15 protein-coding genes and 4 tRNA genes are annotated in these 19,778 nt (G+C 58.5%); all 19 read left to right on the top strand.

What is annotated here, in order from left to right:
• Nucleotides 1–335 precede the first annotated feature (335 nt).
• A complete protein-coding gene (birA, locus tag VC352_RS15190; protein WP_322980362.1) occupies nucleotides 336–1,301 on the top strand; it encodes a bifunctional biotin--[acetyl-CoA-carboxylase] ligase/biotin operon repressor BirA in 966 nt (321 codons plus the stop codon).
• Nucleotides 1,291–2,040, top strand: coding sequence for a pantothenate kinase (locus VC352_RS15185; protein WP_322980361.1), 750 nt, complete (start codon nucleotides 1,291–1,293; stop codon nucleotides 2,038–2,040). Before birA ends, VC352_RS15185 begins: the two co-directional genes overlap by 11 nt.
• A gap of 8 nt (nucleotides 2,041–2,048) precedes the next feature.
• A complete protein-coding gene (locus VC352_RS15180; protein ID WP_322980360.1) occupies nucleotides 2,049–2,741 on the top strand; it encodes an SPOR domain-containing protein in 693 nt (230 codons plus the stop codon).
• A 141-nt stretch (nucleotides 2,742–2,882) separates the two neighbouring features.
• A tRNA-Tyr gene (locus tag VC352_RS15175) sits at nucleotides 2,883–2,967 on the top strand.
• 24 nt (nucleotides 2,968–2,991) lie between these two features.
• A tRNA-Gly gene (locus tag VC352_RS15170) sits at nucleotides 2,992–3,065 on the top strand.
• A gap of 25 nt (nucleotides 3,066–3,090) precedes the next feature.
• Nucleotides 3,091–3,166, top strand: a tRNA-Thr gene (locus tag VC352_RS15165).
• Nucleotides 3,167–3,250: 84 nt separating this feature from the next.
• On the top strand, nucleotides 3,251–4,444 hold the full coding sequence (gene tuf / locus VC352_RS15160) for an elongation factor Tu (RefSeq protein WP_322980350.1): 1,194 nt from the start codon (nucleotides 3,251–3,253) through the stop codon (nucleotides 4,442–4,444).
• Between the two features lie 51 nt (nucleotides 4,445–4,495).
• Nucleotides 4,496–4,571: transfer RNA gene (locus VC352_RS15155), tRNA-Trp, on the top strand.
• 42 nt (nucleotides 4,572–4,613) lie between these two features.
• Nucleotides 4,614–4,982, top strand: a complete 369-nt coding sequence (gene secE / locus VC352_RS15150; RefSeq protein ID WP_322980359.1) for a preprotein translocase subunit SecE — start codon at nucleotides 4,614–4,616, stop codon at nucleotides 4,980–4,982.
• Between the two features lie 9 nt (nucleotides 4,983–4,991).
• Complete coding sequence (gene nusG, locus VC352_RS15145; RefSeq protein ID WP_322980358.1) at nucleotides 4,992–5,525, top strand: transcription termination/antitermination protein NusG; 534 nt, start codon at nucleotides 4,992–4,994, stop codon at nucleotides 5,523–5,525.
• Nucleotides 5,526–5,643: 118 nt separating this feature from the next.
• Nucleotides 5,644–6,075 (top strand): 50S ribosomal protein L11, encoded by a 432-nt coding sequence (gene rplK / locus VC352_RS15140; protein WP_322980357.1) that lies wholly within the window; start codon nucleotides 5,644–5,646, stop codon nucleotides 6,073–6,075.
• Nucleotides 6,075–6,770: a 50S ribosomal protein L1 gene (gene rplA / locus VC352_RS15135; protein ID WP_322980356.1), complete on the top strand. Its 696-nt coding sequence runs from the start codon at nucleotides 6,075–6,077 to the stop codon at nucleotides 6,768–6,770. Before rplK ends, rplA begins: the two co-directional genes overlap by 1 nt.
• A 212-nt stretch (nucleotides 6,771–6,982) precedes the next feature.
• A complete protein-coding gene (rplJ, locus tag VC352_RS15130; protein ID WP_322980355.1) occupies nucleotides 6,983–7,483 on the top strand; it encodes a 50S ribosomal protein L10 in 501 nt (166 codons plus the stop codon).
• An 80-nt stretch (nucleotides 7,484–7,563) separates the two neighbouring features.
• Nucleotides 7,564–7,932 carry a 50S ribosomal protein L7/L12 gene (gene rplL / locus VC352_RS15125; RefSeq protein ID WP_322980354.1) on the top strand — a complete coding sequence of 123 codons (369 nt, stop codon included), beginning with the start codon at nucleotides 7,564–7,566 and terminating at the stop codon, nucleotides 7,930–7,932.
• Between the two features lie 221 nt (nucleotides 7,933–8,153).
• Nucleotides 8,154–12,227 carry a DNA-directed RNA polymerase subunit beta gene (gene rpoB, locus VC352_RS15120; RefSeq protein ID WP_322980353.1) on the top strand — a complete coding sequence of 1,358 codons (4,074 nt, stop codon included), beginning with the start codon at nucleotides 8,154–8,156 and terminating at the stop codon, nucleotides 12,225–12,227.
• Between the two features lie 63 nt (nucleotides 12,228–12,290).
• Nucleotides 12,291–16,490, top strand: a complete 4,200-nt coding sequence (gene rpoC / locus VC352_RS15115; protein WP_322980352.1) for a DNA-directed RNA polymerase subunit beta' — start codon at nucleotides 12,291–12,293, stop codon at nucleotides 16,488–16,490.
• Between the two features lie 154 nt (nucleotides 16,491–16,644).
• Nucleotides 16,645–17,016, top strand: a complete 372-nt coding sequence (rpsL, locus tag VC352_RS15110; protein WP_159973776.1) for a 30S ribosomal protein S12 — start codon at nucleotides 16,645–16,647, stop codon at nucleotides 17,014–17,016.
• A gap of 103 nt (nucleotides 17,017–17,119) precedes the next feature.
• Entirely contained in the window at nucleotides 17,120–17,590 is a 471-nt protein-coding gene (rpsG, locus tag VC352_RS15105; protein ID WP_003246741.1) for a 30S ribosomal protein S7, read from the top strand.
• Between the two features lie 30 nt (nucleotides 17,591–17,620).
• The gene (fusA, locus tag VC352_RS15100) at nucleotides 17,621–19,768 is read left to right on the top strand and encodes an elongation factor G (RefSeq protein ID WP_322980351.1); all 2,148 of its coding nucleotides are present in this window, start codon (nucleotides 17,621–17,623) and stop codon (nucleotides 19,766–19,768) included.
• The last annotated feature ends 10 nt before the right edge of the window (nucleotides 19,769–19,778 follow it).

Here is a 19,778-nt window from a genome sequence, read left to right as displayed (position 1 = left end):
CACCATGTGAGAGTAGGTCATCGTCAAGCTCCTATACGAAACCCCAGATCGCCTAGCGGTCTGGGGTTTCTTCTTTGCGCGCCGGAAAATGAATGCGAGGCACTGACAGCACTGGCCGCTTAAGTGCCGGCCAGAGATTCGTCGCGCGCTAGACGTAACCCAAGATCGCTTAAGCGGTCTTTTGGCCTGAAAAGCTGTTTCGATGTCGGGCGCGGTCATGGCCGAGGTGTGCTGATTTGTGGCATGACATTGCATTGGCTGCTTGAGCGGCTGGTTTCTATGCAACCCAAGAGCTCGCCGTTATCATGCCAGCCTTGTTAAGGGCGGGGCCTTTCATGCAGGCATTGTTGAAACTTCTCCAGGATGGCCGTTTTCACTCGGGCGAAGCGTTGGGCGCCGCTTTGGGGGTTAGCCGCAGCGCAGTCTGGAAAAAATTGCAGGGACTTCACTCTGAGTTCGGTATCGAAGTTTTCAGGGTGCCGGGTAAAGGCTATCGATTGGCCCAGCCGCTAAAGCTGCTGGATGCTGATGCAATTACTCGTTGCTCGCCAGGGCTGGATTCGGTGGTCCATGTACTTCCCAGCATAGATTCGACCAACGCCGAAGTTATTCGCCGCCTCGACGCCGGTGCAACGGCTCCTTTTTGTGTGCTTGCCGAGCGGCAAACGGCCGGCCGCGGCAGGCGGGGCCGCCATTGGGCCAGTCCTTTTGCAGAAAACCTCTATTGCAGCCTGATCGTCCGGGTGGATGGTGGTATGCGCCAGATTGAGGCGTTAAGTCTGACGGTCGGGCTTGCTGTCGCACGCACTCTGCTGAATAGCGGTATTCAAGATGTTGGTGTGAAGTGGCCGAATGATGTGCTGGTAAAGGGGCGAAAGATCTCGGGCATTCTCTTGGAACTGCTTGGGGATCCGGCAGATATCTGTCATGTCGTCATCGGTATTGGGTTGAATGTAAACATGCTTGCCGAGCAAGGGTTGGCTATCGATCAGCCGTGGACCTCCGTCCGTGAGGAACTGGGTCACCTTGTCGATCGGAATCAATTGGCCGCCGAGTTGCTCGCTCAGTTGCAAGGCTACATTTCCAGGCACTGGGTGTCTGGTTTTGCAGGGCTGCGTGAAGAGTGGGAGGCGCTGCATCTGTGGGCGGGTAGGGAGGCTTCCTTGATTGCGGGGGTTCAGGCTATCAATGGAAAAATACTCGGCGTCGATGACAGTGGAGCCATTCGCTTGTTAGTCGATGGCTCCGAGACGACCTTTAGTGGTGGTGAGTTGAGCTTGAGGTTGCGCCATGATTCTTGAGCTTGATTGCGGCAACAGCTTCATCAAGTGGCGGGTGATTGCCTCTGATACTTGCGAAAGGCTGTATGCCGGGATCGTGGATGGCGATGCTCAGCTCTTTGGTGCGCTCGAGGCATTGCCTGGTTTGCAGATCCGTCACTGTCGCCTGGTCAGCGTGCGTAGTGATGCTGAGGGTGGGGCTCTGGTGACCGAGTTGCGTCAGCGATTTGCCGTGCCGGTGATCTGTGCTCAGCCAGCGCAGCAGTTGGCGGGCGTCACCAACGGTTATGAGGACTACGCGCGTCTAGGGCTCGATCGTTGGCTGGCATTGCTTGGGGCGTACCATCTTGGTCAGCGTGCCTGTCTCGTGATCGACCTGGGAACGGCTGTGACTGCTGACCTTGTGGCGGCGGACGGGCGTCACCTTGGGGGATTCATCTGTCCAGGTTTGTCGCTCATGCGCGACCAGTTGAGCACCCATACGCGCCGTATTCGCTACGACCGTGGGGCTGCAGAGGCCGCGCTGAGCTCGCTGGAACCGGGTCGCTCTACGGCTGAAGCGGTAGAGCGGGGTTGTTTGTTGATGCTGCGTGGGTTTGTCCGGGTGCAATATGACGAGGCGCTGGCTCGCTTTCCTGAAGGCGTCGAGATTTTTCTTACCGGGGGTGACGTGGAGCTGGTCAGGGATCTTGTACCTGGCGCCCAGGTGATTCCGGATCTGGTATTTGTCGGGTTGGCGATTGCCTGCCCGCTGGTGTGAGGCTCGCTATGCGTTGGGTTCTGCTGCTGCTGATTCTGTTGAATGTCTTCTATTACGTCTGGCATCAGCAGCAGGCCCCCTTGCGGGCCAAGGAGATAGCGCCTGTAGAGTCCTACCAGGGGGGGCGCAAGGATATTCAGTTATTGAGTGAGGCTGCTGACAACGTGCAGCCTCACTCTGGCGGGAAGCCCGAGGTGGCGGACGCCAGTGCGGTCGCTGCTTCTGCGTGCCTTTATCTAGGAAGCTTCGAGCAGGAGTCGCAGGCGAAGGAGGTGGAGCAGCGCCTGCTTTCGCTGGATATCAAGGCGCAGGTTCGTGCGATGGATGCGGCTGCGGGGGTTGAGTACTGGGTCTATCTGGAGCCCTTGGCGTCTCGTCAGGCTTCGCTCAGGCAGTTGCGCGAGCTGCAGGCTAGGCGCGTGGACAGCTACATCATCACCCAGGGCGATTTGGCCAATGGTATCTCTCTGGGGATTTTTCCTCGCAGCGATTCTGCGGATGTCGTAATGCAGCGCCTGCGCGACGCAGGTTACGAGCCCAAGGTGCGTGAGTTGTCACGTTCTCACCGCAGTTTCTGGGTTCGCGTGTCTCCGGAAACCCGGCGTTTGGCTGATGAAGTGTTGCTGGGTCGCCTCGCTGGAGACTTCGCCGGGCTGCAGCATCAATTAATGCCTTGCGAAGGCGTTGCATTGCCCCAGTAGTTTGCATAGAATGGCGCCCGCTTCGCAGGGTGGTCAAAGCTGTATAACCCTCGAAGATGTTGTCGAATAAGCTAACCTCAAGATTTAATTGAGAAAACGCTTGACAGCAAGGTGGCAGATCTAGAAAATGCCGCCCACTTTGGAGGGGTTCCCGAGCGGCCAAAGGGATCAGACTGTAAATCTGACGTCATCGACTTCGAAGGTTCGAATCCTTCCCCCTCCACCAGATTCAGCGTGAGCTACAAGCTCCGCGGGCATAGTTCAGTGGTAGAACCTCAGCCTTCCAAGCTGATGATGCGGGTTCGATTCCCGCTGCCCGCTCCAGTTTGTGGTTCGAGCAAAGAGTTTGGCTCATGTAGCTCAGTTGGTAGAGCACACCCTTGGTAAGGGTGAGGTCAGCGGTTCAAGTCCGCTCATGAGCTCCATCTAATAAAGGCAGATATGAAAGTATCTGCCTTTGTTTTAAGTGGCGCGTGGCTTGCTCAATTTTTCGATAGGAGACGGTCAAGATGGCTAAAGAGAAATTCGAACGTAACAAACCGCACGTCAACGTTGGCACCATCGGTCACGTTGACCACGGTAAAACCACTCTGACCGCTGCTCTGACTCGCGTCTGCTCCGAAGTATTCGGTTCCGCTCGCGTTGACTTCGACAAGATCGACAGCGCACCGGAAGAGAAGGCTCGTGGTATCACCATCAACACTGCCCACGTAGAGTACGATTCCAACATTCGTCACTACGCGCACGTTGACTGCCCGGGTCACGCCGACTACGTGAAGAACATGATCACCGGTGCTGCCCAGATGGACGGCGCGATCCTGGTCTGCTCGGCTGCCGACGGCCCGATGCCGCAAACCCGTGAGCACATCCTGCTGTCCCGTCAGGTTGGCGTACCGTACATCGTTGTCTTCCTGAACAAGGCTGACATGGTTGACGACGCTGAACTGCTGGAACTGGTCGAGATGGAAGTTCGCGACCTGCTGAGCACCTACGATTTCCCGGGTGACGACACTCCGATCATCATCGGCTCCGCGCTGATGGCTCTGAACGGCCAAGACGACAACGAGATGGGCACCACTGCCGTCAAGAAACTCGTCGAGACTCTGGATACCTACATCCCTGAGCCGGTTCGTGCCATCGATCGTCCGTTCCTGATGCCGATCGAAGACGTATTCTCGATCTCCGGCCGCGGTACTGTAGTTACCGGTCGTGTAGAGCGCGGTATCGTCAAGATCCAGGAAGAAATCGAAATCGTTGGTCTGCGTCCGACCACCAAGACCACCTGCACCGGCGTTGAGATGTTCCGCAAGCTGCTGGACGAAGGTCGTGCTGGCGAGAACTGCGGCGTGCTGCTGCGCGGCACCAAGCGTGATGAAGTCGAGCGTGGTCAGGTTCTGGCCAAGCCGGGCACCATCAAGCCGCACACCAAGTTCGAAGCTGAAGTGTACGTTCTGTCCAAAGAAGAAGGTGGTCGTCACACCCCGTTCTTCAAGGGCTACCGTCCGCAGTTCTACTTCCGTACCACTGACGTGACCGGTTCGTGCGAACTGCCGGAAGGCGTTGAGATGGTAATGCCGGGCGACAACATCAAAATGGTTGTCACCCTGATCAAGCCGATCGCCATGGAAGACGGCCTGCGCTTCGCAATTCGCGAAGGCGGTCGTACCGTTGGCGCTGGCGTGGTTGCCAAGATCGTCGAATAATCGGTTGATCTGTCCCATTTAGGCCGGCATAATGGCCGGCCTGATTCATCTAGGTCAGTAGCTCAATTGGCAGAGCGGCGGTCTCCAAAACCGCAGGTTGGGGGTTCGATTCCCTCCTGACCTGCCATTTTCTAACGAATCTGGCGCGTCTTTCACAGGATCCTCTCGAATGAATGTTAAGGCTGAAGCCAAAGACTCTCGCTTTGATCTGGTCAAGTGGCTGGTTGTCGCTGCCCTGGTTGTTGTGGGTGTTGTCGGTAATCAGTACTTCTCCGCTGAGCCGATCCTCTACCGTGTTCTGGGGTTGATCGTTCTGGGTGGTGTTGCTGCGTTTGTAGCGCTGCAAACTGTTCGTGGTCAGGCTTTCGCGGTTCTGTTGAAAGAGGCCCGCGTTGAGATTCGCAAGGTTGTTTGGCCAACCCGCCAAGAGACCACGCAAACGACTTTGATCGTTGTTGCGGTGGTTCTGGTGATGGCGCTGCTGCTGTGGGGTCTTGATTCCCTGCTCGGTTGGCTTGTTTCCCTGATTGTTGGTTAAGGGTGTCCCGTGGCTAAGCGTTGGTACGTTGTGCATGCTTACTCGGGTTACGAGAAGCATGTCATGCGCTCGCTGATCGAGCGCGTCAAGCTGGCTGGTATGGAAGAAGACTTTGGCGAAATTCTCGTTCCTACCGAAGAGGTGGTAGAGATGCGCAATGGTCAGAAGCGCAAGAGTGAGCGCAAGTTCTTCCCTGGCTATGTGCTTGTGCAGATGGAAATGAACGAAGCGACCTGGCACTTGATCAAGGATACGCCTCGTGTAATGGGTTTCATTGGTGGTACGGCCGACAAGCCGGCACCGATCACCGAAAAAGAGGCTGAGGCCATCCTGCGTCGTGTTGCTGATAGTGGCGACAAGCCCAAGCCCAAGACTCTGTTCGAGCCGGGCGAGATGGTTCGTGTTATCGATGGCCCGTTTGCCGATTTCGGCGGTGTCGTCGAAGAAGTGAATTACGAGAAGAGTCGTATCCAGGTTGCTGTGACCATTTTCGGTCGCTCCACCCCGGTCGAGTTGGAGTTCAGTCAGGTCGAGAAGGCATAACTGACATAAGCATCCCAACCCCGCAGCCGCTGGCTGCGGGGTTTTGTCGTCACTGGGATAAATGCGTAAGTAACCGGGGAGCCTTTCGAGGCGTTTGAACCCGAAATTGGAGTAGCTAATGGCTAAGAAGATTCAGGCTTATATCAAGCTGCAAGTTAAAGCCGGTCAGGCAAACCCGTCGCCGCCCGTGGGCCCGGCTCTGGGTCAGCACGGCGTGAACATCATGGAATTCTGCAAGGCGTTCAACGCCAAGACTCAGGGCATGGAGCCTGGTCTGCCGACTCCTGTGATCATCACCGTTTACAGTGACCGCAGCTTCACTTTTGAAACCAAGAGCACCCCGGCTTCCGTTCTGCTGAAAAAAGCAGCCGGCATCCAGAGTGGCTCCAGCCGTCCTAACTCCCAGAAAGTCGGCACCGTGACTCGTGCTCAGCTGGAAGAGATCGCCAAGACCAAACAGGCCGATCTGACTGCAGCTGACATGGATGCGGCCGTGCGTACCATCGCCGGTTCCGCTCGTAGCATGGGCCTGAACGTGGAGGGTGTGTAATGGCTAAGTTGACCAAGCGCCAAAAGGCCATCGCCGCCAAAGTTGAAGCTGGCAAGGCGTATTCCTTCGAAGACGCAGCCAAGCTGCTGGCTGAGCTGTCGGCCGTCAAGTTCACCGAGTCGTTCGACGTTGCCGTGAACCTGGGCGTAGACCCGCGTAAATCCGACCAGGTCGTACGTGGTGCCACCGTTCTGCCGAACGGTACCGGCAAAACCGTACGCGTTGCCGTGTTCACCCAAGGTCCGGGCGCTGAAGCCGCTCTGGCTGCCGGTGCTGACAAGGTCGGTATGGACGATCTGGCTGCCGAAATGAAGGCAGGCGATCTGAACTACGACGTGGTCATCGCTTCCCCGGACGCCATGCGCGTTGTTGGCCAGCTGGGCCAGGTACTGGGCCCGCGCGGCCTGATGCCGAACCCTAAAGTCGGCACCGTGACTCCGGACGTCGCTACCGCGGTCAAGAACGCCAAAGCAGGTCAGGTACGTTTCCGTACCGACAAGAACGGCATCATCCACACCTCCGTTGGCAAGGTCGGCTTCGAAGCCGCCGCGCTGAAGCAGAACGTGGAAGCCCTGCTGTCCGACCTCAAGCGTCTGAAACCGTCGACTTCGAAAGGTATCTACGTCAAGCGCGTGACCCTGAGCACCACCATGGGTCCTGGTCTGATCATCGATCAGGCTTCGCTCGAGGCGTAATGAAGTATTGGGCTGGCGGCGTTGCCGTCAGCCTTGAAAAATTGGGGTCCCTGCCTGGCGGGGGCTATCCAAGACCGTAGGTGACAGTTGTTTTAAATATCAGGCTTGCCTGATGGCCTACGCAGATGGTGCTCCCGATTCGTTACCGAATCAGACACCAAAACGCCGCCGAGCTTCGGCTCGGCGAACCGGTAAAAACCAGGAGTAAACCCGTGGCAATTAAACTCGAAGACAAGAAGGCCATCGTCGCTGAAGTCAACGAGGCTGCCAAAGCCGGTCTGTCCGCTGTCGTGGCTGATGCCCGTGGCGTGACCGTCGGCGCAATGACCGGACTCCGTAAAGAGGCCCGCGAAGCTGGTGTGTACGTGAAAGTCGTGCGTAACACCCTGCTCAAGCGCGCCGTTGAAGGCACTCAATTTGACGTGCTCAACGACGTGTTCAAAGGCCCGACCCTTATCGCTTTCTCCAACGAACACCCGGGCGCTGCTGCTCGTCTGTTCAAGGATTTTGCCAAGGGTCAGGACAAGTTCGAGATCAAGGCAGCTGCGTTCGAGGGCAAGTTCCTCGCAGCCAACCAGATCGACGTACTGGCAAGTCTGCCGACCCGCGACGAGGGCATCGCCCAGCTGATGAGCGTTATTCAAGGCGCCACCAGCAAACTCGCTCGCACTCTGGCAGCTATTCGCGACCAGAAAGAAGCTGCTGCTGCCTAAGGCGGCGTAAGTACTTTCGAAATCAAACGTTTAATTTGATGGTCGCGTAGGCCGTCACCCCAATACAGGAATTGATAGTCATGTCTCTGACTAACGAGCAAATCATCGAAGCGATCGGCCAGAAATCCGTTATGGAAATCGTTGAGCTGATCAAAGCGATGGAAGAAACCTTCGGTGTTACCGCTGCTGCTGCTGTTGCCGCTGGCCCGGCTGTTGCCGCTGCCGCTGTCGAAGAGCAGACCGAGTTCAACGTTGTCCTGACTGAAGCTGGCGACAAGAAAGTGAACGTGATCAAGGCCGTTCGCGAGCTGACCGGTCTGGGCCTGAAAGAAGCCAAAGAGAAAGTCGACGGCGCTCCTCAGGTTATCGCTGAAGGTCTGAGCAAAGAAGCTGCTGAAGACGCCAAGAAGAAGCTGGAAGAAGCCGGCGCCAAAGTCGAGCTCAAGTAAGCGACGACCTTGCGTCTACAGCCCGAGCGACTCGCTTAAGGCTGATGGCTGGTGGCTTTTGCCACCGGCCTTTTTCCGTTCTAGGTCGACTGTTCGTCAGTCGGCCTGGAGCCGAAAAGAACCCGCCCGTGAGGCGGCTGCAAACCGAGGGTTTGCACGATTTTCTGGTCACCGCCGCCGGCGCTGGCCAAACAAGCAGGTGACCAAGCTGGGGAACGCTGATGGCTTACTCATACACTGAGAAAAAACGTATCCGCAAGGACTTTAGCAAGTTGCCGGATGTCATGGATGTGCCTTACCTCCTGGCCATCCAGCTGGATTCGTACCGCGAATTCCTGCAGCAAGGGGTGAGCAAGGAACAGTTCCGCGACATCGGCCTGCATGCGGCCTTCAAATCCGTATTCCCGATCATCAGCTACTCCGGCAACGCCGCTCTGGAATACGTTGGCTATCGCCTGGGCGAGCCGGCGTTCGACGTCAAGGAATGCGTCCTGCGTGGTGTGACCTTCGCGGTTCCGCTGCGCGTGAAAGTGCGCCTGATCATTTTCGACAAAGAATCGTCGAACAAAGCGATCAAGGACATCAAAGAGCAAGAAGTGTACATGGGCGAAATCCCGCTCATGACCGAGAACGGTACCTTCGTTATCAATGGTACCGAGCGTGTGATCGTGTCCCAGCTGCACCGTTCGCCGGGTGTGTTCTTCGACCACGACCGTGGCAAGACCCACAGTTCGGGCAAGCTGCTGTACTCCGCTCGCATCATTCCTTACCGCGGTTCCTGGCTGGACTTCGAGTTCGACCCGAAGGACGCCGTCTTCGTGCGTATCGACCGTCGCCGCAAACTGCCGGCGTCCGTCCTGCTGCGCGCGCTGGGCTACAGCACCGAAGAGGTGCTCGATGCCTTCTACGACACCAACGTCTATCACGTTAAGAGCGAAGGGCTGAGCCTGGAGCTGGTGCCGCAGCGCCTGCGTGGTGAAGTTGCCGTGCAGGACATCAAGGATGCCAGCGGCAAGGTGATCGTGGAGCAGGGCCGTCGTATCACTGCCCGCCACATCAACCAGTTGGACAAGGCCGGTATCAAAGAGCTGGACGTACCGCTCGAGTACGTCATCGGTCGTACCACTGCCAAGGCTGTGGTGCATCCGGCTACCGGCGAGATCATCGCCGAATGCAATACCGAGCTGACCGCCGACCTGCTGGTCAAGATGGCCAAGGCCAACGTGGTGCGCTTCGAGACGTTGTACACCAACGATATCGACTGTGGCCCGTTCATCAGCGACACGCTGAAGATCGACGGCACCACCAATCAGCTGGAAGCGCTGGTCGAGATCTATCGCATGATGCGTCCTGGCGAGCCGCCAACCAAGGACGCTGCCGAGACGCTGTTCAACAACCTGTTCTTCAGCGCCGAGCGTTACGACCTGTCCGCTGTTGGCCGCATGAAGTTCAACCGCCGCATCGGTCGCACCGAGATCGAAGGCGCGGGCGTTCTGTCGCGTGAAGACATCGTCGCCGTACTCAAGACTCTGGTCGACATCCGTAATGGCAAGGGTATCGTCGATGACATCGACCACCTGGGTAACCGCCGTGTGCGTTGCGTCGGCGAGATGGCCGAGAACCAGTTCCGCGTTGGCCTGGTGCGTGTAGAGCGCGCGGTCAAGGAACGTCTGTCGATGGCCGAAAGCGAAGGCCTGATGCCGCAAGACCTGATCAACGCCAAGCCGGTTGCGGCGGCGGTGAAAGAGTTCTTCGGTTCCAGCCAGCTCTCGCAGTTCATGGACCAGAACAACCCGCTCTCCGAGATCACCCACAAGCGCCGTGTTTCTGCACTCGGCCCGGGCGGTCTGACCCGTGAGCGCGCAGGCTTCGAAGTCCGCGACGTACACCCGACCCACTATGGCCGCGTGTGCCCGATCGAAACGCCGGAAGGTCCGAACATCGGTCTGATCAACTCCCTGGCGGCCTATGCCCGCACCAACCAGTACGGCTTCCTGGAAAGCCCGTACCGCGTGGTCAAGGAAGGTCAGGTCACCGACGAGATCGTGTTCCTGTCCGCCATCGAAGAAGCCGACCATGTTATCGCTCAGGCGTCCGCGACCCTGAACGACAAAGGTCAGCTGATCGACGAGCTGGTTGCCGTGCGTCACCTGAACGAATTCACCGTCAAGGCGCCGGAAGACGTCACCCTGATGGACGTTTCGCCGAAGCAGGTAGTCTCGGTTGCCGCCTCGCTGATTCCGTTCCTCGAGCACGACGACGCCAACCGTGCACTCATGGGTTCGAACATGCAGCGTCAGGCTGTACCGACCCTGCGCGCCGACAAGCCGCTGGTCGGTACCGGCATGGAGCGCAACGTCGCCCGTGACTCCGGTGTCTGCGTCGTGGCACGTCGTGGTGGTGTGATCGACTCGGTCGACGCCAGCCGTATCGTGGTTCGCGTCAATGATGACGAAGTCGAAACTGGCGAAGCCGGTGTCGACATCTACAACCTGACCAAATACACCCGTTCCAACCAGAACACCTGCATCAACCAGCGTCCGCTGGTGCGTAAAGGTGACAAGGTTGCACGCAGCGACATCATGGCTGACGGCCCGTCCACCGACATGGGTGAACTGGCGCTGGGTCAGAACATGCGCGTGGCGTTCATGCCGTGGAACGGCTTCAACTTCGAAGACTCCATCTGCCTGTCTGAGCGCGTGGTTCAGGAAGACCGCTTCACCACCATCCACATTCAGGAACTGACCTGTGTGGCGCGTGACACCAAGCTCGGCCCAGAGGAAATCTCCTCTGACATCCCGAACGTCGGTGAAGCTGCTCTGAACAAGCTGGACGAAGCCGGTATCGTCTACGTCGGCGCCGAAGTCGGCCCGGGTGACATCCTGGTCGGCAAGGTCACTCCGAAAGGCGAGACCCAGCTGACGCCGGAAGAAAAACTGCTGCGTGCGATTTTCGGTGAGAAGGCGTCCGACGTGAAGGATACCTCCCTGCGTGTGCCGACTGGCACCAAGGGTACCGTCATCGACGTACAGGTCTTCACCCGTGACGGCGTCGAGCGCGACAGCCGTGCGCTGGCCATCGAGAAGCAGCAACTCGACGAGATCCGCAAGGATCTGAACGAAGAGTTCCGCATCGTTGAAGGCGCGACCTTCGAACGTCTGCGTTCCGCTCTGGTTGGCGCCATCGCCGAAGGCGGCGCTGGTCTGAAGAAAGGCACCGCGATCACCGACGAGTTCCTCGACGGTCTGGAGCGTGGCCAGTGGTTCAAACTGCGCATGGCCGACGACGCCCTGAACGAGCAGCTGGAGAAGGCTCAGGCCTACATCTCCGACCGCCGTCAGATGCTCGACGACAAGTTCGAAGACAAGAAGCGCAAGCTGCAGCAGGGCGATGACCTGGCGCCGGGCGTACTGAAGATCGTCAAGGTCTATCTGGCCATTCGCCGTCGCATCCAGCCGGGTGACAAGATGGCCGGTCGTCACGGTAACAAGGGTGTGGTCTCGGTGATCATGCCGGTCGAAGACATGCCGCACGATGCCAACGGTACTCCGGTCGACATCGTCCTCAACCCGCTGGGCGTACCGTCGCGTATGAACGTCGGTCAGATCCTCGAAACCCACCTGGGCCTCGCGGCCAAGGGCCTGGGCGAGAAGATCAACCGCATGCTCGAAGAGCAGCGCAAGATCGCCGAGCTGCGCAAGTTCCTCGCCGAGATCTACAACGAGATCGGCGGTCGTCAGGAAAACCTCGACGAGTTCTCCGATACCGAGATCCTCGAGCTGGCGAAGAACCTCAAAGGCGGCGTACCGATGGCGACTGCCGTGTTCGACGGTGCCAAGGAAACCGAGATCAAGGCCATGCTGAAGCTGGCTGATCTGCCGGAGAGCGGCCAGATGCGCCTGTTCGACGGTCGTACCGGTAACCAGTTCGAGCGCCCGACCACTGTCGGCTACATGTACATGCTGAAACTGAACCACCTGGTGGACGACAAGATGCACGCGCGTTCCACGGGTTCCTACAGCCTGGTTACCCAGCAGCCGCTGGGTGGTAAGGCGCAGTTCGGTGGTCAGCGCTTCGGGGAGATGGAGGTCTGGGCGCTGGAAGCCTATGGTGCCGCCTACACCCTGCAGGAAATGCTGACCGTGAAGTCGGACGACGTGAACGGCCGTACCAAGATGTACAAGAACATCGTGGATGGCGATCACCGTATGGAGCCGGGCATGCCCGAGTCCTTCAACGTACTGATCAAAGAGATCCGTTCGCTCGGCATCGACATCGATCTGGAAACCGAATAACACGACGTGAATCGGCAGCGGGGCTAACTCAGCTCGCTGCCCGCTCCGCCAGGAGGAAAGGCCTTGAAAGACCTACTGAATTTGCTGAAAAACCAGGGTCAGATCGAAGAGTTCGACGCCATCCGTATCGGATTGGCCTCGCCTGAGATGATCCGTTCGTGGTCGTTCGGTGAAGTTAAAAAGCCGGAAACCATCAACTACCGTACCTTCAAGCCAGAGCGCGATGGCCTGTTCTGCGCCAAGATCTTTGGCCCGGTCAAGGACTACGAGTGCCTGTGCGGCAAGTACAAGCGCCTCAAGCACCGCGGCGTGATCTGCGAGAAGTGCGGTGTTGAAGTGGCCCTGGCCAAGGTTCGTCGTGAGCGCATGGCGCACATCGAACTGGCCTCGCCGGTCGCCCACATCTGGTTCCTGAAGTCGCTGCCATCCCGTATCGGCCTGCTGATGGACATGACCCTGCGTGATATCGAACGTGTGCTCTATTTCGAGAGCTACGTCGTGATCGACCCGGGCATGACCACCCTCGAGAAGGGCCAGCTGCTGAACGACGAGCAGTACTTCGAAGCCCTCGAAGAGTTCGGTGACGACTTCGACGCGCGCATGGGCGCCGAGGCTGTTCGCGAGCTGCTGCACGCCATCGACCTGGATCACGAGATCGGCCGCCTGCGTGAAGAGATTCCGCAGACCAACTCCGAGACCAAGATCAAGAAGCTGTCCAAGCGCCTGAAGCTGATGGAAGCTTTCAAGGACTCCGGCAACCTGCCGGAGTGGATGGTGCTGACCGTTCTGCCGGTTTTGCCGCCGGATCTGCGCCCGCTCGTTCCGCTGGATGGTGGTCGTTTCGCCACGTCCGACCTGAACGACCTGTACCGTCGCGTGATCAACCGTAACAACCGTCTGAAGCGCCTGCTCGATCTGTCGGCGCCGGACATCATCGTGCGCAACGAAAAGCGCATGCTGCAGGAAGCGGTCGACGCCTTGCTCGACAACGGCCGTCGCGGTCGCGCCATCACTGGCTCGAACAAGCGTCCGCTGAAGTCGCTGGCCGACATGATCAAGGGTAAACAAGGTCGCTTCCGTCAGAACCTGCTCGGTAAGCGCGTTGACTACTCCGGTCGTTCCGTAATTACCGTGGGCCCGACCCTGCGCCTGCACCAGTGCGGTCTGCCGAAGAAGATGGCCCTCGAGCTGTTCAAGCCGTTCATTTTCGGCAAGCTGGAAGCCCGTGGTCTGGCGACCACCATCAAGGCTGCCAAGAAGATGGTCGAGCGCGAGCTGCCCGAGGTTTGGGACGTTCTCGCCGAAGTCATCCGCGAACACCCCGTACTGCTCAACCGCGCGCCGACCCTGCACCGTCTGGGCATCCAGGCGTTCGAGCCGGTACTGATCGAAGGTAAGGCGATCCAGCTGCACCCTCTGGTCTGCGCCGCGTACAACGCCGACTTCGACGGTGACCAGATGGCCGTTCACGTGCCGCTGACGCTGGAAGCCCAGCTCGAAGCGCGCGCGCTGATGATGTCGACCAACAACATCCTCTCGCCTGCCAACGGCGAGCCGATCATCGTTCCGTCGCAGGACGTGGTTCTGGGTCTGTACTACATGACTCGTGAAGCCGTTAACGCCAAGGGCGAGGGTCGTGTGTTCGCTGACCTGCAGGAAGTCGACCGCGTATTCCGCGCCGGCGAAGCGTCCCTGCACGCCCGCGTGAAAGTGCGTATCAACGAAACCGTCAAAGAGAAAGACGGTTCGATCAGCAAGAACACCCGCATCGTCGACACCACTGTCGGCCGTGCGCTGCTGTTCCAGGTGGTACCGGCCGGCCTGTCCTACGACGTGGTCAACCAGCCGATGAAGAAGAAGGCGATCTCCAAACTGATCAACCAGTGCTACCGCACCGTGGGTCTGAAGGACACCGTCATCTTCGCCGACCAGCTGATGTACACCGGTTTCGCTTACTCGACCATCTCCGGTGTGTCGATCGGCGTGAACGACTTCGTCATCCCGGACGAAAAAGCGCGCATCATCGATGCCGCTACCGAGGAAGTGAAGGAAATCGAATCGCAGTACGCCTCCGGCCTGGTAACCCAGGGCGAGAAGTACAACAAGGTGATCGACCTTTGGTCCAAGGCCAACGATGAAGTCTCCAAGGCGATGATGGCCAACCTCTCGAAAGAGCCGGTAGTCGATCGCGAAGGCAAGACCGTCGAGCAGGAGTCCTTCAACTCCATGTACATGATGGCCGACTCCGGTGCGCGGGGTTCCGCTGCCCAGATTCGCCAGCTGGCCGGTATGCGTGGTCTGATGGCCAAGCCGGACGGCTCCATCATCGAAACGCCGATCACCGCGAACTTCCGCGAAGGTCTGTCGGTTCTGCAGTACTTCATCTCCACCCACGGTGCTCGTAAAGGTCTGGCGGATACCGCACTGAAGACCGCGAACTCCGGTTACCTAACCCGTCGTCTGGTCGACGTGGCCCAGGATCTGGTGGTGACCGAGATCGATTGCGGCACCGAGCAGGGCCTGTTGATGACTCCGCACATCGAAGGCGGCGACGTGGTCGAGCCGCTGGGTGAGCGTGTTCTGGGTCGTGTTATCGCCCGTGATGTGCCGAAGCCAGGCACTGACGAGATCATCGTCCCGGCCGGTACCCTGATCGACGAGCAGTGGGTCGAGTTCATCGAGCTGAACAGCGTCGACGAAGTGGTCGTGCGTTCGCCGATCACCTGCGAAACCCGCTACGGCATCTGCGCCAAGTGCTACGGTCGCGACCTGGCTCGTGGTCACCGCGTCAACATCGGTGAGGCGGTCGGCGTTATCGCTGCTCAGTCCATCGGTGAGCCGGGTACCCAGCTGACCATGCGTACCTTCCACATCGGTGGTGCTGCAAGCCGTACCTCGGCTGCCGACAGCGTCCAGGTGAAGAACGGTGGCGTGGTGCGTCTGCACAACCTCAAGCACGTCGAGCGTGTTGACGGCAACCTGGTAGCGGTTTCCCGTTCCGGCGAGCTGGCTGTTGCCGACGAGTTCGGTCGCGAGCGCGAGCGCTACAAGCTGCCGTACGGTGCCGTGATTTCCGTCAAGGAAGGCGACAAGGTCGACGCTGGCGCCATCGTCGCCAAGTGGGATCCGCACACCCACCCGATCGTGACCGAAATGAAGGGTACCGTGACCTTCGTCGGCATGGAGGAGGGCATCACCATCAAGCGCCAGACCGACGAACTGACCGGTCTGACCAACATCGAGGTTCTCGATCCGAAGGATCGTCCGGCTGCTGGCAAGGACATTCGTCCAGCCATCAAGATGGTCGACGCCAACGGCAAGGAGCTGCTGCTGCCGGGTACCGATGTTCCCGCTCAGTACTTCCTGCCTGCCAACGCCCTGGTCGGTGTGGCGGACGGTGCGCAGATCGCGGTCGGTGACGTTATCGCCCGTATCCCGCAGGAAACCTCGAAGACCCGCGACATCACCGGTGGTCTGCCGCGCGTTGCCGACCTGTTCGAAGCGCGTCGTCCGAAAGAAGCTTCGATCCTGGCGGAAATCAGCGGCACCATCTCGTTCGGTAAAGAGACCAAAGGCAAGCGCCGTCTGGTCATTACTCCGACCGATGGCAGTGATCCGTACGAAGAGCTGATCCCGAAATGGCGTCACCTGAACGTGTTCGAAGGTGAACAGGTGAACAAGGGTGAAGTTATCTCCGACGGCCCGAGCGATCCGCATGACATCCTGCGTCTGCTGGGTGTGAGCGCGCTGGCCAAGTACATCGTCAACGAGATCCAGGACGTATACCGTCTGCAGGGCGTGAAGATCAACGACAAGCACATCGAGACCATCCTGCGTCAGATGCTGCGCAAGGTCGAGATCAGCGAGTCCGGCGATTCGTCCTTCATCAAAGGCGATCAGATGGAGCTCACCCAGGTTCTGGGCGAGAACGAGCGCCTGGCCGAAGAGGACAAGTTCGTCGCCAAGTACACCCGCGTACTGCTGGGTATCACCAAGGCGTCGCTGTCCACCGAGTCGTTCATCTCCGCGGCGTCCTTCCAGGAAACCACTCGCGTCCTCACCGAGGCAGCGGTTACTGGCAAGCGCGACTACCTGCGCGGTCTGAAAGAGAACGTGGTCGTGGGTCGTCTGATCCCGGCTGGTACCGGTCTGGCCTATCACAGCGAGCGCAAGCGCAAGCGTGATGCCGACAAGCCGGTACGTGTCAGCGCCAGTGAGGTGGAAGCCGCACTGACCGAAGCGCTGAACTCCAGCGGAAATTGAGTCGAAGCCCTGCTAGTTCACTAGCGGGGCTTTGCCTTGACTGGGGGCGTGGGTCTCTTTAGACTCATGCACCCTTAAATTTGGCAGGGCGATCGGCTCTGCCATCTTTATTTGTGTTGTAAATAGCGTCGAAAGACAACAGTGGAGCTAGTAGATGGCAACTATCAACCAGCTGGTACGTCAGCCGCGCAAGCGTATCGTCGACAAGTCCGACGTACCTGCGCTGCAGAACTGCCCGCAGCGCCGTGGCGTGTGCACTCGCGTGTACACCACCACGCCGAAGAAACCTAACTCGGCACTGCGTAAAGTGTGCCGCGTGCGTCTGACCAACGGCTACGAAGTGTCTTCGTACATCGGCGGTGAAGGCCACAACCTGCAAGAGCACAGCGTCGTGCTGATCCGTGGCGGTCGTGTAAAAGACCTTCCGGGTGTGCGCTACCACACCGTGCGTGGTTCGCTGGATACCTCCGGCGTCAAAGACCGTAAGCAGGGTCGTTCCAAGTACGGTACCAAGCGTCCGAAATAAGGCCGCTTGATCCTTTTTATCTAGTTGAGTCGATAAGAGTAAGGTCGGGCCGGCCAAGGCTGTGAGTCCCGAGCTAACCTGAAGACCGTTTGAGGGCTTATCAATGCCAAGACGTCGTGTAGCAGCAAAGCGTGAGATCCTGGACGATCCGAAATACGGAAGCCAGATCCTCGCCAAATTCATGAACCACGTGATGGAAAGCGGCAAGAAGGCCGTGGCCGAGCGCATCGTTTACGGTGCCCTGGACACTGTCAAAGCACGCAAGAACAGCGATCCCCTGGAGATCTTCGAGAAAGCTCTCGACGCCATCGCTCCGCTGGTCGAAGTCAAGTCCCGCCGTGTAGGCGGTGCTACCTACCAGGTTCCGGTCGAAGTTCGTCCGTCCCGTCGTAATGCTCTGGCTATGCGCTGGCTGGTGGACTACGCGCGCAAGCGCGGTGAGAAGTCCATGGCTCTGCGTCTGGCTGGTGAGCTGCTGGATGCTGCTGAAGGCAAAGGCGCTGCTGTCAAGAAGCGTGAAGACGTGCACCGTATGGCTGAGGCCAACAAGGCTTTCTCGCACTACCGCTTCTAATTCCGGCTCCACTAACTTTGCGAGGGCTTTATGGCTCGTACTACAGCAATTAACCGCTACCGTAACATCGGTATCTGCGCGCACGTCGATGCGGGCAAGACGACCACTACAGAGCGGATCCTGTTCTACACAGGCCTGAGCCACAAGATGGGCGAGGTGCATGATGGCGCCGCGACCACCGACTGGATGGTTCAGGAGCAGGAGCGTGGTATCACCATTACTTCTGCTGCGATTACCACCTTCTGGGAAGGTTCTCGTCGTCAGTATGACAAGTACCGCGTAAACGTCATTGATACCCCCGGTCACGTTGACTTCACCATCGAAGTAGAGCGCTCCCTGCGCGTACTCGACGGCGCTGTCGTTGTGTTCTGCGGTACCTCTGGCGTTGAGCCGCAGTCCGAAACCGTATGGCGTCAGGCCAACAAGTACGGCGTTCCGCGTATCGTTTACGTGAACAAGATGGACCGCGCCGGTGCCAACTTCCTGCGCGTCGTAGGTCAGATCAAGAACCGTCTGGGTCACACCCCGGTTCCGATCCAAATCGCAATCGGTGCAGAAGATAACTTCGAAGGTCAGGTCGACCTGATCAAGATGAAGGCTATCTACTGGAACGATGACGACAAGGGCACCACTTACCGCGAGGAAGAGATTCCGGCGGAGCTGGTCGACCTGGCCAATGAGTGGCGTTCGAACATGGTTGAGGCTGCTGCCGAAGCCAACGAAGAGCTGATGAACAAGTACCTGGAAGAGGGTGACTTGTCCGCCGAAGACATCAAGGCTGGTCTGCGCGCCCGTACTCTGGCGAGCGAGATCGTCCCGGCTGTCTGCGGTTCTTCGTTCAAGAACAAGGGTGTTCCCCTGGTTCTCGACGCTGTTATCGACTTCCTGCCTGCTCCGACCGAGATTCCGGCGATCAAGGGTATCCACCCGGATCTGGCTGACAAACCGAAAGAAGAGATCGCTGAAGGTGATTACGACGAGCGCCATGCTGATGACGCCGCGCCGTTCTCCGCTCTGGCGTTCAAGATCGCGACCGACCCCTTCGTTGGTACGCTGACCTTCGTTCGTGTTTACTCGGGCGTTCTGGAGTCTGGCCAGTCGGTCATCAACTCCGTGAAAGGCAAGAAGGAGCGCGTTGGTCGTATGGTGCAGATGCATGCCAACCAGCGTGACGAGATCAAAGAAGTGCGCGCTGGTGACATCGCGGCTCTGATCGGCATGAAGGATGTCACCACCGGTGAAACCCTGTGCGATCCGGACAAGCCGATCATCCTCGAGCGTATGGACTTCCCGGAGCCGGTTATTTCGGTAGCTGTTGAGCCGAAGACCAAGGCTGACCAGGAGAAGATGGGTATCGCGCTGGGCAAGCTGGCTCAGGAAGACCCGTCGTTCCGCGTCAAGACTGACGAAGAAACCGGTCAGACCATCATCTCCGGTATGGGTGAGCTGCACTTGGACATCCTCGTTGACCGCATGAAGCGCGAGTTCAACGTCGAGGCTAACATCGGCAAGCCGCAGGTTTCCTACCGTGAAACCATCTCCAAGGACAATGTCGAGATCGAAGGCAAGTTCGTTCGTCAGTCCGGTGGTCGCGGTCAGTTCGGTCACTGCTGGATTCGCTTCTCGACTCCGGACGTGGACGACAAGGGCAACATCACCGAAGGTCTGGTGTTCACCAACGAAGTCGTAGGTGGTGTGGTTCCGAAGGAATACATCCCGGCGATCCAGAAGGGTATCGAAGAGCAGATGAAGAACGGCGTCGTTGCCGGCTATCCGCTGATCGGCCTGAAGGCGACCGTATTCGATGGTTCCTACCACGACGTCGACTCCAACGAGATGGCGTTCAAGATCGCTGCCTCCATGGCGACCAAGCAGCTGGCCCAGAAGGGCGGCGGTAAGGTGCTCGAGCCGATCATGAAGGTGGAGGTGGTAACTCCTGAGGACTACATGGGTGACGTGATGGGTGACCTGAACCGTCGTCGTGGTCTGATCCAGGGTATGGAAGATTCGGTATCCGGTAAGGTAATTCGTGCCGAAGTTCCGCTGGGCGAGATGTTTGGTTACGCTACCGACGTCCGTTCCATGTCCCAGGGTCGCGCCAGCTACTCCATGGAATTCTCCAAGTACGCAGAAGCTCCGTCGAACATCGTCGAAGCTCTGGTTAAAAAACAAGGCTAATCCCGCCCTT

This window comes from Pseudomonas sp. C11 (assembly GCF_034683865.1).
Taxonomy (GTDB): Bacteria; Pseudomonadota; Gammaproteobacteria; order Pseudomonadales; family Pseudomonadaceae; genus Aquipseudomonas.
This window is presented reverse-complemented; position numbering and strand designations above follow the sequence as displayed.